Genomic DNA, 18,269 nt, shown 5'->3' with positions numbered 1-18,269 from the left:
CGAATCCGCTTTTCGGAGGGGCCGGAACTTTGTCGGACAGCGAGGTTCGGTTATCTCGAGCTGCCTGATTCCGCTCGAACCAGTCGGACTCCACTCCATTGAGTGTGCGATAGTCCATTCCGGAGTGAAGCCGAATCTGGTTGTACCGCAGTTCGATAGGCCTGAACGAGGGTCAGCCGGCTCGGGAGAGACGGCTGTCAGTAGTCCAGGGCGTGTTCTGGTTGGCAGACGTCCAAGGGGGACGGCAAGTAGCGGGCGATGGCGTCCAGGAGTGAGGTCGTGTCGTCAGTGGTGGGGGCTGCGCTGCAAAGGACGGGGACGACGTCACCGATGCGGGTGAGGCAGCGGATGCGGTGATGCAGCTCGTCCACTTCGACGTCTCGCGGGTCGCGGGAGGCATCCAGGGCTTGGGCGGTGACCGTTTCGATGAGGCTGCGATAGTGCTGCTCGGCGACTTTCCAGTGGCTGCCGAGGATTTCGGCGGCCAGCGGTCCCAGCGCCCACATCGAGGCCAGGTCGATGACGCCTTCGAAATCGGTGCCGATGCCGATAGGGAGCTGCAGCGGCACCGGGACAGCGCCGCGAATATCGGTGATCTTTCGGACGTGGCGGTCGAAGGTGGCGGCGGGGTGCTCGAGTCCGGTGATCAGGCAGAGCCGGGCGACCTGGTGGTCGTCGGCGACTCGCAGGATTGTCTCGAGGCGCGGGGCGCTGGTTGCGGCGGCATGGACGACTGCGATCACTCCGTCGGCTACGCGAATGGAGCGCTCCAAATCTGCGATGGGTGCGTGGCTCGATAGCTCGGTGACGCGAATCGTGTGCTCTACGCGGCCTGTCGTCCAACGGATCGTGGTCGTCGTGCCGGACCCGGCCTTGCCGAAGCGGCGGTGCAGTCGGTGGATCACGCGTGTTGTCTCGTCGGGATGACCGATGATCGTGACGTTGCGGATCGACTGTGGGTCAATGGCTTCGGTGCCCATCGCGTTGTGGTACTCCAGATCGACTCGAGGCGGCGGCGCATCCTCAATCTGGAGTCACGGTACCTCTGGTCGCGGATCGCTGGAGCGGAATTCGGCCCCAAAATAGAACGTGTTCCTATACCGTCGGGGCTGTGCAGAAAGAACAACGCCCCGCTGTGGCCGACTGGTTCACCGCGGATGACGGTGTGGTGCGGCTCCTGGGAAGTCGCTGCGATGTTTGCGGCACACCGTACTTCCCGAAGAACGAGCTGGCCTGCCGGAATCCTCAGTGCGCCGGTCCGAAGGACGGGTCCGAGCTCGTCGAGTATCTGTTCTCCACGCGCGGCCGGATCTGGTCGTACGCGGATGCGCGGTACAAACCGCCCGCGCCGTACGTCTCGGCTGATCCATTCGAACCGTATGTCGTCGCGGCGGTCGAGCTCGAGGTCGAGCAGATGGTGATTCTCGGGCAGGTCGTGCGCGGGTTCACGGTGGACGACCTGGCCGTCGGCATGCCTGTCGAGCTGGCCGTCGGCACGCTGTACGAGGACGACGAGGCGGAGCACACGGTGTGGATGTGGAGGCCGGTCAATGACTGACACCAACGATCGCGACATTGCCGTCCTCGGCGCGGGCATGCACCCGTGGGGCAAGTGGGGACGGAATTTCGTCGAGTACGGACTGGTCGCGGCGCGTGCGGCGCTGGCCGATGCCGGGGTGAGCCACCTCGATGTCGGCTATATCGCCGGTGCGGACACCATCCGCAACGGATACCCGGGTTTCGTCTCCGGTGCGACCTTCGCCCAGGCGCTGGGCTGGTCGGGTGCGCGGATCTCGAGCAGCTACGCCGCCTGCGCTTCCGGCGCACAGGCCATTGCCAATGCGCGCGCCCAGATCCTGGCCGGGTTGACCGACGTGGCGCTGGTGATCGGCGCGGATACCACCCCGAAGGGCTTCTTCCAGCCGGTCGGCGGTGAGCGCCGCGATGATCCGGACTGGCTGCGGTTCCATCTGCTCGGCGCCACCAACCCCATCTACTTCGCGCTCTACGCCCGCCGCCGGATGGCGCTGCACGGCGCCACGCTCGAGGATTTCGCCGCGGTCAAGGTGAAGAACGCCAGGCACGGGCTGAACAACCCGAACGCCCGGTATCGCAAGGAGGTTTCGGCCGAAGAGGTCGCCGCCTCGGCGATCGTGTCGGATCCGCTGCGGCTGCTCGACATCTGCGCGACCAGCGACGGCGGGGCAGCGCTGGTGCTGACATCCATGGATTACGCGCGTCGGCACGGTATCGCCGACCCGGTCCGGATCCGGGCGCTGTCGACGGTCACGCCGACGTTCCCGAAGACCGTCCTCGATCTGCCGGACTTCGCGACGGACTCCGCCGTGGCCGTCGAGCCCCCGCCGCGTGCGTTCCGTTCCGCCATCGCGCACGCCGCCTATGAAGAGGCCGGGCTCGGGCCCGCCGACCTGTCCTTCGCGGAGGTCTACGACCTGTCGACCGCTCTGGAATTGGACTGGTACGAGGACATCGGGCTCTGTGAAACCGGCGGCGCGGAGGAATTGCTGCGCAGCGGCGCAACCACATTGGGCGGACGGGTGCCGGTGAATCCCAGTGGTGGGCTCGCCTGTTTCGGTGAGGCGATTCCCGCGCAGGCCATCGCCCAGGTCTGCGAGCTCACGTGGCAGTTGCGCGGCCGGGCCGACGGGCGACAGGTGGAGAACGCCCGCGCGGGCATCGCGGTGAATCAAGGTCTTTTCGGTCACGGTTCGGCGATCATCGCCACCCGCTGACCCGGCTTGCTGCGAAGACCCGGGCATGGCCCGGGTCTTCGCAGCGGTCGCCGTCGCCCAGGCCAGCGGTCGACAGCGGGCGCTGGAGAAGATCGCCGTGCTCGGCGCGGCGGGCGTGCACCGGGGAGTGGGGATGGGCCTGCTGATCATCGCCGCCGCCGGCCGCGACCTCGAGGTAGTCACGGATCGATTCGTCGACGCCGCCACGTGCGCACCGTGATATCGCTCTGAAATCGCGAAATATATTCGGCCGGAACGAGATTCGGCCGTAGACGCCCCCGTTACGGCAGGACGTCGGGAATGATCTGAGGGGCTTGTTCGGCTACCCAGGAACCGGCGAAGGAGCCGGCGTAGTAGCCGATGTAGGTGCCTGCTACACCGCCGATCACGGCGCCGCCGATGGTGCCGATGGGGACGGCGAGGCCGCCGGTCATGGCGGCGAGAGGGGTCGCCAGGGCCGTGCCGGCCGAGCCGCCGAGGACGGCGCCGGTGATGCCGCCGAGGATTTGGCCTGCGGTTTGGCCGATGTAGGTGGCGTTTTCGATGGGGCTGGCGATGGGGGTCGCGGAGGCGATCGCGGCCGCCTCTCGCACCTGCTCGGGGGTGGCAGGGGCGAACGAGTCGATTGCCGGGGAAGCGGTTGCCGCGTCGGGGGAGAAGCTGAGCGGGGTTGACGGCTCGTTGACGGCGGCCGGCGGGGTCGCGGTTGTTTCGGTGAGCGAAGCCCACTGGGTGGCCGCGACCGAATCGGTGACAGCGGCGGGCTGGGCGGTGGCCGGGGCTGCGGTGGCTATGCCTACCGCTGCGGGGACGACTGCGGCTACAGGGAGGCCGAGGAGGAACCTGTGGGGCTTGCTCGGTGCGCGGTGTCGTCCTGCCATGGTCTGCCTCTCCGGGTGCTGCGGGGTGTCATCCCACAATCGGTGGTGGGTTGCGGGGCACAACGGAAATGTGACCGGGTTCGCACAACGTGTTGGCAGCTATGAGGATTCGGCAAGGTGGCGGGGTGGCTCGGGCCGGTCGGCGATTTATTCGCTAATCGGTGGAATCCGCGCGGGGTGGGCGGGATGCGTGGAGGTGGGAGACCAAATGGTCCAAAACGCTCATGTGAATTAGTTATGTTTCATATGCTCTGGCGCGCGGAGCGGGAAGAATGCACCCGCTTCGGCACTGGATAAGAGGAACAGATCTATGAAACGAACCATTCTTGTGGGTGCTGCGGCCTGCGCTCTGTTCGGAGCCAGCTTCGGAACGGCTGCGGCGGAAGGGATTCCGCTGCAGGACGTGGACATCACGCCCGGGTCGGCCGCGGATCTGGGGAACGCCGTGGGGAACGGGTCCGTGGATGTCGGCAGTGCGGCGGCGGGGCTCGGGAGCGCGTTCGGCGGCGGGTACGTGGGCGGGGTGCTCAGCGGGATCTCGTCGCAGTAGGACCGGGCAGGGCGGTCGTCGTGCGCGCGGCGGCCGTCACTGTCGGCGCGCTCGTGCCGACGCCGCATCCATGGCTGGTGCCGCACCTGCTGAACCGGTGGGGCGCGGGCAACCGGTGATCTCGACGCCGCGGATCACGCCGCTGTGCTGCGGCGGTGGGATGGGCTGGGTTCGATACGTTTCGGGTGGCGAATCCACCGCGCAACGATGAAGAGGCGCTTGCGGTTTCGCTGGAACGGTTCCTGTATCGCCGGGATCAGGTGCACGGGCCGTGGGAGCCTCGATGACCTGAAGCCGCATGCCGTCGCTCCGCTGTGGTGGTCCCGGCGGGATCGACGAAGCGGGCTCACCAGCGCGACCTGGATCTCACATGCGGGTATCCGGAGTTTGTGATACCGCGGGGCTGGATAGCATCGGTCTACGTACCGATCCAGGACACCCCCAAGGACTTGTGTTGACTACCGAACATCTTGACCGCTGGAACGCTCACGAGGCCGCGGCGGAGGCGATGATTCCGATTATCGGCAGGCTGTATCGGGACAAGGGGGTGACGATTCTGCTGCACAGCCGTTCGCTGGTGAACAAATCGGTGATCAGCATTCTGCGCACGCATCGGTTCGCGCGGCAGATCGAGGGCGAGGAGCTGTCGATCGACGAGACGCTGCCCTTCCTCGAGGTGCTGAGCGGGCTGGATCTGGGCCCGAGCAAGATCGACCTGGGCCGCCTGGTGATGGCCTACCGCACCGATGATCGCGGGCTGTCGATCGCCGAGTTCACCGCCACCGTGCTGGCCGACGTGATCGACGGCAACAAGTCCGAGCCGCAGGGCCCGCGGGATGTGGTGCTGTACGGCTTCGGCCGCATCGGCCGTCTGGTGGCCCGCCTGCTCATCGAGAAGGTCGGTTCCGGAAACGGGCTGAACCTGCGGGCGGTCGTGGTGCGCAAGGGCGGTGAAGGCGATCTGGCCAAGCGCGCGTCGCTGCTGCGGCGTGATTCGGTGCACGGGCAGTTCAACGGGACCATCAAGGTCGACACCGAGAACAGCACCATCATCGCCAACGGCAATGTGATCCGCTTCATCTACAGCGATTCCCCGGCCGCCATCGACTACACCGAGTACGGGATCAACGACGCGATCCTCATCGACAACACCGGCAAGTGGCGCGACCGCGCGGGCCTCGAGCAGCACCTGCGCCCGGGCATCGCGAAGGTCGTGCTCACCGCGCCCGGTAAGGGCGATGTGCCGAACATCGTGCACGGCGTCAACCACCGCGGGCTGGACCTGTCCGAGCAGATCTACTCGTGTGCCTCGTGCACCACCAACGCGATCGTGCCGCCGCTGAAGGCGATGGACGACGAGTTCGGAATCGTGCGCGGTCACGTGGAGACGGTGCACTCGTTCACCAATGACCAGAACCTGCTGGACAACTTCCACCGGTCCGATCGCCGCGGGCGGTCCGCGCCGTTCAACCTGGTGCTCACCGAGACCGGCGCCCAGTCCGCGGTGAAGAAGGCCATGCCGGACTTCCAGGCCAAGATCACCGGCAGCTCGATTCGCGTTCCCACGCCGGATGTCTCGGTCGCGATTTTGAATCTGCAGCTGAAGCGGGAGACCACGAAGGCCGAGGTGCTCGAGTACCTGCGGCAGGTGTCGCTGTCGGGTCCGTTGAGTCGCAACCTCGACTTCACCGCGGCGACCGATGTGGTGTCGAGTGACTTCATCGGTTCCCGGGCGGCCTCGATCGTGGATGCCAATGCCGCCATCGTGGATGGCGACACCGCGATCCTGTATCTCTGGTACGACAACGAATTCGGCTACTCGTGCCAGGTCGTGCGGACCGTGCAGTACATCTCGGGCATCGAGTACCCGACCTATCCGCGGCTGGGCGAGCGGGACCTCGCCGAGAGCATGCCCGCGCCCGTCGCGGCGGGCTAGCCGATCGATGTGACGAAGGGCCCCGGCGGTGTGACCGCCGGGGCCCTTCGCCGCCTGTCCGGATCAGTGCGGTGTGACCGGCTGCCAGCACACCACGCGCGCGGGTTGCGGCGTGATCGTCGCGCCGGCGGGGATGGGGCACTTGCTCGTATCGGTGGTGCCGTCGAAGCGTCCGCCGATCTGGACCGTGACGCCCGGCCCGTTCTTGCTGGCGCAGTCGATCGGGGTGATCTGGTTGACGTCGGCCTGCATCGAATAGCAGTCGCCCACCTTGACATTGGGGGCGAAGCACAGCGAGTGTTTGCCGTCGGTGAGCACGAAGTAGCCCGCGTCCCGGAGCTTCCCGTCGGGGCAGGTGGCGCCGTTGGTCACCGAGGCGGCCAGTTCGTAGACGGCGGCGCGGTCGTCACATGAGGTGGGGTGGATCTTGCCGATCTGGGCGCCGCGGTAGTCGCTGGACGTCACGCAGTTGCCCACGGCGAGTTCGGGATCGTGGGTGCTCGAGGTGGTGCTGTTCGAGACGGTGGCGACCAGCCCGAGGGCCAGCACCAGCACGCCCGCGATGGCGACGATGGTTCCGGTGTGCTTGGGCATTCCGGTCGAGCCGGTCCCTTCGGCCGCGGGTGTCGCCTTCGTGCGGTTTCGCAGCACGAGGCCCACGACCAGCAGCACCACGCCGGCTGCTGGAATCAGGAGGGTGCCGGCGGAGAAGCTGGAGGAGTCGGCCGAGTCCCCGGCCGCGAGGATCGCGGTCGACCCGATTTGCCCAATGATCACTGTCTTTCAATTCCTTCCGGTCCGGTGACGGACACGGGCAGGAAGGTACCCTGAGCCGGGGACCGGTCGGGCTGTTTTGAAATGAATTCGTTCCGGAAATTTGCGGTGCAGACATCGCCGGTGCGCTTGTCGCCGCGGTCTCCGCGCGGTGGGTCAGGGGTTCTCGCGGGCCGCGTCGGACAGCCAGTTGCGCAGCCAGGCGGTCGCGGTGGTTCCGTTGGCGTCGACCACGTAGTACGGGTAGGACTGGTGGATGCCCGAGGCCAGGAAGTCCTGGACCTGCCGCAGCCACTGCTCACTGGCCGGATTATCGGCCGGCGCGGACAGGATGGCGGCCCCGCCCTGCCAGAGCGCCTCGCTCATGATCGATTGCAGGGTCATCGCATAGCTCGGGATCTGGAGCGGATCCTGGGCCGTCAGCTGGGTGAGCAGACCGGCCGAACGGCCGGCCAGATCGTCATTGGGGACCGAGCAGTAGAGGTCGCCCGCGGCGCAGAAGGTGCGGACCTTGGGACTCAGCCAGCCGAAGCCGCCCGCCCGGGCCCCGCCCGCCCCGGCGCCGGGGACCTGGGGCCCGATCAGGGCGTCGGTGGGGGAGCGGCGCGGATCGGAGAGCAGACCGACGGCGGCCACACGATCGGGCGGGACCACCCCGAGCCCGGTGCCGATCTCCGCGGCCAGGTCGCCCGCGGCGTCGGCGCCCTGGCTGTATCCGATGAGCGCGAAACGTGTTGCGCCGCACCGCGCGGCCATATCGGCCACCATGGCCCGGGCGCTGTTGACGGCGTCGCGTTTGGAGCGTCCGTAAACCTCGCCGTCCCACGGGAAGGCGGTGGCCGGGTAGCTGACGTAGTCGGTGCGGACCGTGTCCGGCAGCCCGCGGGTGACCTGTGCGAGCATCCCCTGTTTCGGTTCGTCGACGGAGGTTTCCCAGGTGCCGGGCACCGCTATGACATTGAGGCTCGGGCAGTCGGCGGGCGCGGCCTGGGCGCGGGGCGCGCCGGCGGCCATGAGAATTTCGGCGGCGGCCGCTACCACGGCCGCGAGGGCGCCGCACGACACTCGGAAGGTTCGCACTGCTCGAAAGGACAAGGCCCACACCCCTTGTTCGAATCGTTCGGACGATTTCTCCACCGCAAGGTTCGTGCTCCGTGCGCAACCCCACGGGATGCCTCCGGGTAGACCACGGTGGGTGCCCGGTATGGGGCGGTGCGTCGGGGCGAACATATCAAGGAACTGGTCGGTCAGGCCGTTGCTCGACACCGAAACGCCGAGAACCGGACAGATCGGATTCGCAATCCTCGTCTCGGGCGGGAGCCGGTCCGTCGGCGCCGCGGCCGAATTCCTTTGAGCCGTATTGATTTCGATGGCGACAATTCCAAGAATTGCGGAGACCGCCTTCGCTGATATCGAAGGGCTGTCGGTGTCACCTGCTCAATTCTGGAATGCCACCCGTTCGCCGGTTCGGCATTGCCGTCAGCGGATTACCGGTGTTGTCGCACGACACGGGACCGGGAATTGTGAGAGCATTTCGGCCTGGGAGTGTCCGGGACGCGATCTCGGAGTGTGAGTCGACGATGCGGCGGACGGCCGGAAGGGAGTCGACGGCGATGACGGGCCGTACGGGAAATATCGACGCGGCATGGACGGTCGCGCTTCCCTCATTCGGCGAAATGCTGCGGCGGATGCGCGATGACAGGGGACTTTCCCGGGAACGCCTCGCATTCGCGGCCGGGGTCAGCGCGAGTTATATCGCGCAGCTGGAAAAGGGCGGCAAAGCGAAGCCGACCCGGGCCGTGGTCGATTCCCTGGTGCGCTGCTTGCGGCAGTGGAATCCATTGTCGGACAGCGATATTCGCTATATGCATGATTTGGCCGGGTTGGAGATCGAGGGATATCCGACCGTCGCGGAGTTGCGGAACTCGATCAGTGCCGACCAGCTGTCCCTGCTCACGTTGCACAGCCCGAAACTGGCCGCCCTGTATGACACCCGCGGAAATGTGCTGGCCGGGAACGAGGATTGGGCGCAGGCGTTCCCGGGACTGCGTGAGGAGGGGAATCTCTATCGGTGGATGCTGGCCGACCCGGCGGCCCGGGAGGTGATGGCCGATTGGGAAACCGATGTCCGGCAGGCGGTCGGCTGTCTCCGCGGAACCGTGGGTTCGACGACCCAGCACGCCGCGTTCGACGAATTGATGCGGGAGCTGGGCGGCTTTGCGGACTTTCGGCGATTCTGGGCCGAGGGCGGAGTGGGTTTCGCGCCGCCCGTGCGCACCATGCGGCTGCGGGATCGGGCCACGGGGGCGCTGCGGAGTTTCCGGATGCAGGTCGGCCTGCTGGATTCCGCGGCGCACCCGGGCCACATCGTCGCGACGATCGGGCTACCCGGCTGATGGCCGCAGGATCACGACCGGGATCTCGCGCTCGGTCCAGGCCTGGTAGGTGTCGAAGTCGGCGTACGCCTCGACCAGCCGCGGCCACAGGCGGGCGCGCTGCTCCGGATCGGCGGTGACCGCATGCACCGGGAATCGGTCGCGCCGGATCTGAATGTGCGTGTCCGGGGCGGCGCACAGATTGCGGTACCACTGCGGATGTTTGGACAGCCCACCCTGGGAGGCCACCACGATGGTGTCGGGTCCATCGGAGATGTACAGCAGCGGAACAGTGTAGACGGTCCCGGTCTTGCGGCCGCGGTGTTCGAGCAGCAGGGTCGGCACCGGTTTGCGGAATCCGGCTCCGATGCGCCATTTCCCGCCGATGCGGCCGCCGGTGCGTCGGTAGATCCAGACCTGGGCTCTGCCGACGTGCTTGAAGATCCTGGGCAGGACGGGATGGTCGAGCTGCGATGGCCGAGGCGGGATGGTGGTCATGGGCTTCCTTTCGCGTCCCATGACCATACATTCGTAGCCATGTGTATGGTCAAGACCGAACGGTAGCCTCGGGCGGGACAATCGCGAGCGAAGGGATGGCGATCCGGGTGCGCACCCATGGATGGTCCGGGGCGGCGCCCGCCGACGACGCGGAGGCCGTCGAACGGATCGTGGCCGCCGCGCGGCGTGCCATCGATCGCTCCGGCGACGAGTTCAGCATTGCCGAGGTGGCGCGCGATCTCGGCGTCACCAGGCAGACGGTCTATCGCTACTTCCCCAGTGTCGAAGCACTTTTGACGGCGACGGCCGTTGCGCAGACGGAACATTTCCTGAATGTGCTGGCCGAGCATCTCGGCGATATCCGCGATCCGGCGACCGCCGTGGTGGAGGGCATCGCCTATACGCTCGAACGCCTGCCGGAGGAGAAGTACCTCGGGCTGCTGTTGCGCCCGGGCCGCGCCAGTGCCTTCTCGGCGGGCGTAACTTCCGATACCGCACGGTCTTTCGGGCGTTCGCTCCTGCACCGCTTCTCGGTGGATTGGGCGGCGGCGGGAATCTCCGATCTGGACGAACTCGTCGAGCACATGCTACGGATCGTGCAGTCGTTCGTGATCGATCCGGGCCGGCCGCCGCGGCGGGGCGCCGAGATTCGCGGCTATCTCTCGAGATGGGTTGCACCCGCGCTGGTTCCGCGCGGAATCAACGGGTGCGAATGCTCCGCACACCGTCGCTGATGCGCGTGGGAGCCGACAGTGCGCGGCCACTGCGTGCACGGCATCATCGCCGCCACTGCGGCAATGCCTTCGCGGCGGACCGCGGCGCCGGAGGGGCCGAAGCCGGGTGCCGTGGCCCGGCCGAGCGGGTGCGCCGGAAGTCGTGCGAGCCGCAACGACGAGCAGAGCCGTCGACCGGACGTGCGGCATGGACTGCCCATATCCCCGCTGAGGAGTGAAGCCGGCGTGGGGTAGAAAAGGTATGGCGTCGTGGAGCGCATCCGTCGATGCCGCCGCCGAGGAGACTTCGTGCGGTCATCACATCTTCGAACGGAGAGGCTGTTTCATGGCGACCTCGGAAGCGCGCGCTCAGATCGGCGTGACCGGCCTGGCGGTCATGGGTAGCAATATCGCCCGGAACTTCGCCCGGCACGGCTACACCGTGGCCCTGCACAACCGCAGTATCGGCAAGACCGACGCCCTGCTCGAGGCGCACGGCGACGAGGGTGATTTCGTGCGCACCGAGACCGTCGAGGAGTTCGTGGCCGCGCTGGAGAAGCCGCGCCGGGTGCTCATCATGGTCAAGGCCGGTGACGCCACCGATGCCGTGATCGAGGAGTTGGCCGCGGCCATGGAGCCGGGCGACATCATCATCGACGGCGGCAACGCCCTCTACACCGACACCATCCGCCGCGAGGCGGCCATGAAGGCGCGCGGCCTGAACTTCGTGGGCGCGGGCATCTCCGGCGGCGAGGAGGGCGCGCTCAACGGGCCCGCCATCATGCCGGGCGGTCCGAAGGAGTCCTACGAGTCGCTGGGCCCCCTGCTGGAATCCATTGCGGCACAGGTCGACGGCACCCCCTGCTGCACCCACATCGGCCCCGACGGGTCCGGCCACTTCGTGAAGATGGTGCACAACGGCATCGAGTACGCCGACATGCAGCTCATCGGCGAGGCCTACCACCTGTTCCGCGACGCGCTGGGCTTCGACGCCAAGCAGATCGCGGATGTGTTCACCCAGTGGAACTCCGGTGAGCTGGAGAGCTACCTGGTGGAGATCACCGCGGAGGTGTTGAACCAGGTCGACGCCAAGACCGGCAAACCGCTGGTCGACGTCATCGTGGACGCCGCCGAGCAGAAGGGCACCGGCCGCTGGACGGTCAAGTCCGCGCTGGACCTGGGTATTCCGGTGACGGGTATCGCCGAGGCCGTCTTCGCCCGCGCCCTGTCCGGCTCCCGCGCCCAGCGCGCCGCCGCCAAGGGCCTGGCCTCCGGCGCCCTGGGCGAAAAGCCCACGGACGTCGCGCAATTCACCGAGGACATTCGCCGGGCCCTCTACGCCTCGAAGATCGTCGCCTACGCCCAGGGCTTCGACCAGATCGCCGCCGGTTCCGCCGAGTACGACTGGGACCTGCACCCCGGCGACCTGGCCACCATCTGGCGCGGCGGCTGCATCATCCGCGCCCGCTTCCTCAACCGCATCAAGGAGGCATACGAGACCGACCCGGCCCTGCCGAGTCTGATCCTCGCCCCCTACTTCCGGGAGGCCATCGAGACCGCCATCGACGGCTGGCGCCGTGTGGTCGTGACCGCCACCCAGCTCGGCATTCCGGTCCCGGCCTTCGCCTCCTCGCTGTCCTACTACGACGCCCTGCGCGCCGAGCGGCTCCCGGCCGCCCTCACCCAGGGCCAGCGCGACTTCTTCGGCGCCCACACCTACGAGCGCATCGACGCCGAGGGCAAGTACCACACGCTGTGGAGCGGCGACCGCAGCGAGGTCCCCGCGTAATTCGCGACCGGGCAAGCGGTTTCACGGCGGAGTTCGTGCCATGGCGGCACGGACTCCGCTCTTCGTCCGGGGCCGGGTCAGATCGGGACGCAGAGCAGCAGAATGATCCGATCCGGGTAGATCTCGCTGTATACCGGTCCGGCTTGGACGCTGTATTCGCGGATCTCACCGGACTGCGGATCGCGCAGGCGATGGGTGCGGACAGGCGGGATGAAGTCGACGCCGCCCTCGGACCAGGAGGCCCGGAACTCGGGGAAGCGGCCGAGATCGTTGACGAGGTCGGTGAAGACCGGTTCGTCGGGGTTGCGGCCGACCGTCCCGCGCAGCCACTGGACGTATCGGCGCGCTTCGGATTCCCAATCCACCTGAACCTTCCTGGCCAGCTCGTTGCCGAACATCCACTCGAAGACATTGCCGTCCTCGAGCAGGCCGGGCAGGGCAGCGTTCCAGGCGTCGTTGGCGTCCAGGACATTTCCGCACGGGTCCACATAGGCCGCGAGCGCCGGTGCGAACAGGACCAGGGCCTGATGCTGGTCCGGGGTGATGGCCGCGTGCAATTCCCCGGGAGCCGGAGTATCGGTCATGCGCAGTCCGGCCAGTTCCAGCAGGTGCCTGCGCTCGGAGGGCGTCAACGGGGACATCAGGTTCAGGCAGCGCAAGAGGGATTCGACGACCGCGCGGCCGGGCTTTTCCCGCTCACCCTTCTCCAAAGCGGTGATGTAGCTGGCGCTCACGCCCGCCGTGTACGCGAGGTACTCGCGCGAGAAGCCGCGTTCGTCGCGCAACCGTCGCAGCGCCTGGCCGAACGTCGGCGCCGTGATTTCCTCAGCAACCCAGTCGCGTTCCGCGTCTCCGGACACCGAAGACCTGCCTTCCCAACACCACTCGTCACCGATTCGCTCGCAGTCACCGACGAGCAACCCCGAGTACGGATGCTGCCATACCTACGCGACCCCGAGCCATCGGTCGGAATATCCCGTTTGTGTTGTTTCCAGGCATTGTGACCGCGGTGCGGCCGTGCTATCACCGTGCAACGGTCGCGCGCGGAATCCGTCGACGCCGATCAAAGAACGATCGGGAAGTCGAGATGGTCGGGACCGTGATCGCTGGACAGGATGACGATGCTGCCCTGCTCGATCTCATCGCCGTTGAAGTGAATGTTGGTGTCGACATCACCATCACCCGACGGCCGATAGGGACCTGATGACCGGTGGCGTGCGGGCGAGAGTGCGCACCCGGATCCGCGCACGAAATCCCCAGGGCTGGAGGACTTTTGCCATTCTATCGAACAGGCCATCATGCAAATCGTTCGAGCTGTGTGGTAATTCGATGGGTGAATTATGTTGTGTGCCAGTATATTTTGAATGCTACTTGTCGGTCTTGCGCACACTTCATGACCGGCTTGGGTTGCGTTCGGCTTACCACACCGCTACCGGATCGTGAACTGGGAAGGTGCTGAGGATCGCCATGGAGTCCGCCCAGAGTTCGGGTTCGGGTCTCGCTCGATGATATTGAGCGGCACTAACTTTCCATGCGTCGAAGTACGCAGTCGAAAGGTTCCGAAATGATCGCTCTGATCCTCGCCGCCGTCGGTCTCATGTCGGGCAGCGCGGTCGCCGCGGGTGCGGCGGGTAGTGCGGGCGCGTTCGCCGGGAACATCTAGGCGGACTACTGATGGAGGTCCGCGGCCATGGCGTCGCGGACCGACGTCTCCGGTTTGCCGAGGAAGGTCGGCTCGGGATGGAACAGGATGGAGTAGACGGCCTTGGTGTCGGCCAGTTGATCGCGCAGCCAGTTCTTGCGGTAGACGTCACCGTGCACCTGGGTATCGTCGCCGACCGCGGTGGCGTCGATGCCGGCCGCGCGGCACAGGGCGACCGTGCGGGGCAGGCTGAAATCCTGGGTGACCGCGACAGCGGAGGCGACGCCGAAGACATCGTGGGCGCGCACGCAGGAGTCGTAGGTGCTGAAACCGGCGTAGTCCAGGGCGATCTTGGCGGCGGGGACGCCGTGTTCGACGAGATAGGCGCGCATGGCCGTGGGCTCGTCGTAGGACGGACGACCGTTGTCGCCGGTGAGCAGGAGAGCCTTCACCTTGCCCGTCTCGAGCAGCGTTCGGCCCAATTCCAGGCGTGCGGCCAGATAGGCGGACGGCTTGCCGTCGGGCTTGACCTCCGCGCCGAACACGATCGCGACATCGGCGGGCGGGACGGTGTCGACGCCGTACAGGTACTGCCGGTTGTCCAGGCGGATCCACACATCCGATCCGATGAGCACGACCAGGGCCAGCGCCACCGCGGCCACGCCGATCTTCGCGATCCTGCGCGCGGACAACTGGGCGGCGGCCCGGGTCCGGGCGGAGCGAAAGATGCTGCGGTACCGCATGATCGTCAAGTCTGCCGGAAAGAATCGAATTGTCCGAACGAGTTTTCCGCCCTGGAACGTCGGTCAGACCGGCTGCACGCCGATCATGGGCAGCATCGTGCGGCGGGCGAACTCCCGTGCGGCAGTCTCATCGGTCAGCGGAATCAGGCCGTCCGGAGTCAGCACCAGCGACTGACCCAGGCGTGCGAACACCTCCGCGACCAGATCGGCGTCGAAGGCCGGCACATCGGCGGCGGCCTGGAGCGCGCGCAGCTTCTCGGCCAGATAGGCACGTCCGACCGCGAGAATGGGCCCGGCTCCGGTGGTCAGACGCGGCAGGATGGTGTCGGGCTCGGTGCGCAGCAGGCGGTGCAGCAGTTGATTGTTCGCCAGCTGGGTGATGAAGGCGACGAAGATCTCGACCAGTTGATCATCTCCGGATTCGCCGGTGGCCGTGGCCTGCTGGACCCGCTTGTCGATCGCGGCGATGAACAGCTGTGCCTCGCGCACACCCACCGCGGCCACCAGATCGTTCTTGGATTCGAAGCGCCGATACAGCGTCGCCGGGCTGATGCCGGCGCGACGCGCTATCTCTCCCATGCTGGTTCGCTTGATCCCGAAGTCGAGGAAGGCCGATAGCGCGCTCTCCAGTAGCTGTTCGCCTTCGGCCCGCGGCTTCTCCAGGATGCGTTGCAGGATGGTGGGCACGGACGACATCGAGTCTCCAGTCGATCGGTTGGCGACCGCGACATTGCGGCGAACGGCCAAGGCGCGCAGCGGCGCGTAGGTCGAGCCGCATTATCGCATCGCCACCGGGTTGCGGTCCGCAGCCCGCCCGAATCAATGCACGCGAGGTTCGTTCAGCGCACGTTGAGGGCGGTCATTTCGCTCTCTATCGCATTGGCCGCGAAATCGCTGCCGTTGGAACGCAGTTCGTGCACCCGGCGCTGCAGCGCCTCGATTCCCCCTGGCTGCGCGGCGATATCGGCCACGCTGATGCGCCGTCGGTGCATACCATCGTGCTCGTACGACACCGTTGAAACCTCCTGCTAGCCCCGAGCTCGCGCACCCGGCGAGCGGCGGCACAGCCCGGGCCGCCGGGAACGCTTCGCACGATGCTAACAGCGGACTTTATGGTCACTTGTTCAGTGTGGGGATTTTCACATACCCCCTTCAGTCACACCTCTTGACCCTGCCGGTGCAGCGCCGTGTTGTGCAGGTAGGCGGTCGCATTCAGGCGAATGTGATCGCGCTCGGCCTCGCTCAGCTCCCGGCGCACCTTGCCCGGAACCCCCGCCACCAGCGAGCCCGGCGGAATCTGCGCGCCCTCCGGCACCAGGGCGTTGGCCGCGATCAGGCTGCCCTCCCCGATCACCGCGCCGTTCAGCACGGTCGCGCCCATGCCGATCAGCACATCGTCGCCGACCGTGCAGCCGTGCAGGATCGCATTGTGCCCCACCGAAACCCCCTCGCCCACGGTGCAGGGGAAGCCCGGATCGGCGTGCAGCACACACCCGTCCTGAATATTGCTGCGGGCGCCGACGGTGATCTGGTCCATATCGCCGCGCAGCACCGCCGAAAACCAGACGTTCACTTCGGCTTCCAGCCGCACCCGGCCGGCCACGGTGGCATTCGGTGCGACCCACGCGCTCTCGTCGATCTGCGGCGCGTGCTCACCCAACTGAATCCTCATGGCCCGAACTTAGCGGCGGAACAGGGCCCGGTGCGCCGCGGGGGTGGTGCCGAGCAGGCGGTGGAAGTGGTGGCGGAGGTTGACGCCGGTGCCCAATCCCGCGGCGGCGGCGATGCGATCCACGGTGTCGTCGGTCGATTCCAGCAGCAGGCGGGCATGGTCCACACGCTGCTGCAGCAACCACTGCTGCGGGCTGGTGCCGGTGCGGTCGCGGAAGCGGCGGGTGAAGGTGCGACGCGACATCAGCGCGGCGCGGGCCCAGCCGTCCAGATCGAGGGGTTCGTCGAGACGCGTTCTGGCCCAGACCATAGCGTGCTCGATCGGATCCTGCTCGGCGGTCTCGGGCACGGCCACCGGAATGTACTGGGCCTGGGAGCCGCTGCGATGCGGGGCCAGCACCAGGCGGCGGGCCAACTCGGCCGCCACCCGGCTGCCGTGATCAGCCCGCACCAGGTGCAGGCAGCAGTCCAGCGCGGCGGCGGTGCCGGCGGAGGTGACGAGGTCGCCGTCATCGGACCACAGGGTGTCCGCGCGCACCCGGACCGCCGGGTAGGCGCGGGCGATCTCGGCGGCGGCGGACCAGTGCGTGGTGATCTCGCGGCCGTCGGCCAGGCCGCTGGCCGCCAACGCCCACGCGCCCAGGCACAGTCCGACAATGCGGGCGCCGCGCGCATGGGCCCGGTGCAGGGCGTCCCGAATGGACTCGGGCAGTGGGAGATCGCGCTCCCAGCTGGGGATGACGATGGTGTCGGCCGTCTCGGTCACCTCCAGGCCGTGGCCGACGACGATATCGAAACCCGCTGGGGTGGAGATGGTTCCGGGTTGCTCGGCGCACACCACCACGCGGTAGGGGCTCCCGTCCGGGCCGCCCGCGCCGACGCGGCCGAACACCAGGGTCGGCACGGACAGGTGGAACGGGCTGATTCCGTCGAAAACCAGGACGGCCACGGTGTGCGGGGCGTCGCATCCGGGGGGCATGGCCCGATTTTATCGAATAGCGGCCTTCGGGCCACTGTCGTGCGGTGGGGTTCGCCGCGAAACTCGGTGGCATGACGAACACGATCGACACCGCAGCCGCCGCGACCACCATCGAACTGCTCCACATCGGCGGTCCCACAGTGCGATTCGGCTACGGCGATCTGGTCTGGCTGACCGATCCGACATTCGACGAGCCGGGCGAATACCCGGGCGGCGTCACCCTCTACAAGCTGAGCGGACCCGCCGTGCCCGCCGCGGAGATCGGACCGGTGGACGTGGTGCTGCTCTCCCACGACCAGCACGCCGACAATCTCGACCGATCCGGGCGGGAGTTCCTCGCGGACGTCGAGACCGTGCTGTCCACGCCGGACGCCGCCGGGCGCATGGAAGGCATTCGGGGACTGGCCACCTGGGAGTCGGTGCGAATCGGCGCGGTGACCGTCACCGGAGTGCCCGCGCTGCACGGACCGGAGGGGTGCGAGCCGTTCACCGGCGTGGTGACCGGCTTCGTGCTCCAGGCCGAGGGGCTGCCGACGGTCTACGTCTCCGGGGACAATGCCTCGGTCGAGTACGTGCGTCGGATCGCGGAACGCTTCGGGCGCATCGATATCGCCATCCTCAATGTGGGCGCGGCCAATACCGACCGCTTCGGCGACCACGACCTGACCCTCAACGGCCGCACCGCGGTCCAGGCCTCGGCGGCGCTGGGTGACGCGGTGATCGTGCCGGTGCACGCCGAGGGCTGGGCGCACTTCTCCGAGCACCTCGACTACCTGACCTACCGGTTCACCGTCGGCGGTCGCGCCGACCGGTTGCGCATCCCGACGCCGGGTGCGGCGCTGGCCGTCACGGTGGCCCCCTGATCTGCCGCGCACCCGCTCGACGAGTCCGGCGGAGCGGATAGCCCGACAATTGCGGGCGACGAAATCGGGCCGTGGCGCTCATGGCGGCGCGTCCCCCGCGGG

Annotated in this window: 20 protein-coding genes; 9 read left to right on the top strand and 11 right to left on the bottom strand. The window is 67.4% G+C overall.

From position 1 onward, the window contains the following. Positions 1–197: 197 nt before the first annotated feature. Positions 198–980, bottom strand: coding sequence for a GTP-binding protein (locus GLP40_RS25780; protein ID WP_154790600.1), 783 nt, complete (start codon positions 978–980; stop codon positions 198–200). Positions 981–1,111: 131 nt separating this feature from the next. On the opposite strand from GLP40_RS25780, the gene GLP40_RS25775 reads away from it, so the two are divergent. Genes GLP40_RS25775 through GLP40_RS25765 form a run of 3 tightly spaced genes read left to right on the top strand, consistent with a single transcriptional unit; the run spans position 1,112 to position 2,973 of the window. Then, complete coding sequence (locus tag GLP40_RS25775) at positions 1,112–1,558, top strand: Zn-ribbon domain-containing OB-fold protein (protein WP_328290650.1); 447 nt, start codon at positions 1,112–1,114, stop codon at positions 1,556–1,558. Then, the gene (locus GLP40_RS25770) at positions 1,551–2,753 is read left to right on the top strand and encodes a lipid-transfer protein (protein ID WP_154790599.1); all 1,203 of its coding nucleotides are present in this window, start codon (positions 1,551–1,553) and stop codon (positions 2,751–2,753) included. The genes GLP40_RS25775 and GLP40_RS25770 overlap by 8 nt, the downstream gene beginning before the upstream one ends. Before the next feature lie 25 nt (positions 2,754–2,778). After that, the gene (locus GLP40_RS25765) at positions 2,779–2,973 is read left to right on the top strand and encodes a hypothetical protein (protein WP_154790598.1); all 195 of its coding nucleotides are present in this window, start codon (positions 2,779–2,781) and stop codon (positions 2,971–2,973) included. Positions 2,974–3,034: 61 nt separating this feature from the next. Here GLP40_RS25765 and GLP40_RS25760 read toward each other — a convergent pair whose 3' ends face one another. Continuing rightward, positions 3,035–3,634 (bottom strand): hypothetical protein, encoded by a 600-nt coding sequence (locus tag GLP40_RS25760; RefSeq protein ID WP_154790597.1) that lies wholly within the window; start codon positions 3,632–3,634, stop codon positions 3,035–3,037. Between the two features lie 310 nt (positions 3,635–3,944). Here GLP40_RS25760 and GLP40_RS25755 point away from each other — a divergent pair, with 310 nt between their 5' ends. Next, a complete protein-coding gene (locus GLP40_RS25755; protein ID WP_154790596.1) occupies positions 3,945–4,184 on the top strand; it encodes a hypothetical protein in 240 nt (79 codons plus the stop codon). A gap of 454 nt (positions 4,185–4,638) precedes the next feature. Then, positions 4,639–6,120 carry a glyceraldehyde-3-phosphate dehydrogenase gene (locus tag GLP40_RS25750; RefSeq protein WP_154790595.1) on the top strand — a complete coding sequence of 494 codons (1,482 nt, stop codon included), beginning with the start codon at positions 4,639–4,641 and terminating at the stop codon, positions 6,118–6,120. Between the two features lie 63 nt (positions 6,121–6,183). On the opposite strand, the gene GLP40_RS25745 is transcribed toward GLP40_RS25750, so the two are convergent. Beyond that, entirely contained in the window at positions 6,184–6,897 is a 714-nt protein-coding gene (locus tag GLP40_RS25745) for a hypothetical protein (protein WP_154790594.1), read from the bottom strand. 153 nt (positions 6,898–7,050) lie between these two features. Further along, positions 7,051–7,974: a cutinase family protein gene (locus GLP40_RS25740; RefSeq protein WP_328290649.1), complete on the bottom strand. Its 924-nt coding sequence runs from the start codon at positions 7,972–7,974 to the stop codon at positions 7,051–7,053. 533 nt (positions 7,975–8,507) lie between these two features. Between GLP40_RS25740 and GLP40_RS25735 the strand changes: the two genes are divergently transcribed. Next, complete coding sequence (locus GLP40_RS25735) at positions 8,508–9,290, top strand: helix-turn-helix domain-containing protein (RefSeq protein ID WP_196054786.1); 783 nt, start codon at positions 8,508–8,510, stop codon at positions 9,288–9,290. Here the strand turns inward: GLP40_RS25735 and GLP40_RS25730 are convergent. Then, positions 9,279–9,767 carry a nitroreductase family deazaflavin-dependent oxidoreductase gene (locus tag GLP40_RS25730; protein ID WP_154790592.1) on the bottom strand — a complete coding sequence of 163 codons (489 nt, stop codon included), beginning with the start codon at positions 9,765–9,767 and terminating at the stop codon, positions 9,279–9,281. The two genes, GLP40_RS25735 and GLP40_RS25730, sit on opposite strands and share 12 nt — an antisense overlap. 107 nt (positions 9,768–9,874) lie before the next feature. On the opposite strand from GLP40_RS25730, the gene GLP40_RS25725 reads away from it, so the two are divergent. Together GLP40_RS25725 and gndA are read left to right on the top strand one after the other, a co-directional pair. Continuing rightward, on the top strand, positions 9,875–10,501 hold the full coding sequence (locus GLP40_RS25725; protein ID WP_328290648.1) for a TetR/AcrR family transcriptional regulator: 627 nt from the start codon (positions 9,875–9,877) through the stop codon (positions 10,499–10,501). A 325-nt stretch (positions 10,502–10,826) separates the two neighbouring features. Then, positions 10,827–12,269 carry an NADP-dependent phosphogluconate dehydrogenase gene (gene gndA / locus GLP40_RS25720; protein WP_196054785.1) on the top strand — a complete coding sequence of 481 codons (1,443 nt, stop codon included), beginning with the start codon at positions 10,827–10,829 and terminating at the stop codon, positions 12,267–12,269. 77 nt (positions 12,270–12,346) lie between these two features. On the opposite strand, the gene GLP40_RS25715 is transcribed toward gndA, so the two are convergent. From GLP40_RS25715 to GLP40_RS25690, 6 genes are all read right to left on the bottom strand, one after another. Beyond that, positions 12,347–13,129 carry a helix-turn-helix transcriptional regulator gene (locus tag GLP40_RS25715; RefSeq protein WP_196054784.1) on the bottom strand — a complete coding sequence of 261 codons (783 nt, stop codon included), beginning with the start codon at positions 13,127–13,129 and terminating at the stop codon, positions 12,347–12,349. 808 nt (positions 13,130–13,937) lie between these two features. Further along, a complete protein-coding gene (locus GLP40_RS25710; RefSeq protein ID WP_154790589.1) occupies positions 13,938–14,654 on the bottom strand; it encodes a SanA/YdcF family protein in 717 nt (238 codons plus the stop codon). Positions 14,655–14,717: 63 nt separating this feature from the next. Continuing rightward, positions 14,718–15,350, bottom strand: coding sequence for a TetR/AcrR family transcriptional regulator (locus tag GLP40_RS25705; protein ID WP_154790588.1), 633 nt, complete (start codon positions 15,348–15,350; stop codon positions 14,718–14,720). 143 nt (positions 15,351–15,493) lie between these two features. After that, on the bottom strand, positions 15,494–15,667 hold the full coding sequence (locus tag GLP40_RS25700; protein WP_154790587.1) for a hypothetical protein: 174 nt from the start codon (positions 15,665–15,667) through the stop codon (positions 15,494–15,496). Between the two features lie 143 nt (positions 15,668–15,810). Continuing rightward, positions 15,811–16,326, bottom strand: coding sequence for a gamma carbonic anhydrase family protein (locus tag GLP40_RS25695; RefSeq protein WP_154790586.1), 516 nt, complete (start codon positions 16,324–16,326; stop codon positions 15,811–15,813). 9 nt (positions 16,327–16,335) lie between these two features. Next, positions 16,336–17,304, bottom strand: a complete 969-nt coding sequence (locus GLP40_RS25690; protein WP_154790585.1) for a GlxA family transcriptional regulator — start codon at positions 17,302–17,304, stop codon at positions 16,336–16,338. Positions 17,305–17,375: 71 nt separating this feature from the next. On the opposite strand from GLP40_RS25690, the gene GLP40_RS25685 reads away from it, so the two are divergent. After that, positions 17,376–18,167 carry an MBL fold metallo-hydrolase gene (locus GLP40_RS25685; protein WP_154790584.1) on the top strand — a complete coding sequence of 264 codons (792 nt, stop codon included), beginning with the start codon at positions 17,376–17,378 and terminating at the stop codon, positions 18,165–18,167. Positions 18,168–18,269: the final 102 nt, after the last annotated feature.

This window comes from Nocardia aurantiaca, from assembly GCF_009708175.1.
GTDB lineage: Bacteria > Actinomycetota > Actinomycetes > Mycobacteriales > Mycobacteriaceae > Nocardia > Nocardia aurantiaca.
This window is presented reverse-complemented; position numbering and strand designations above follow the sequence as displayed.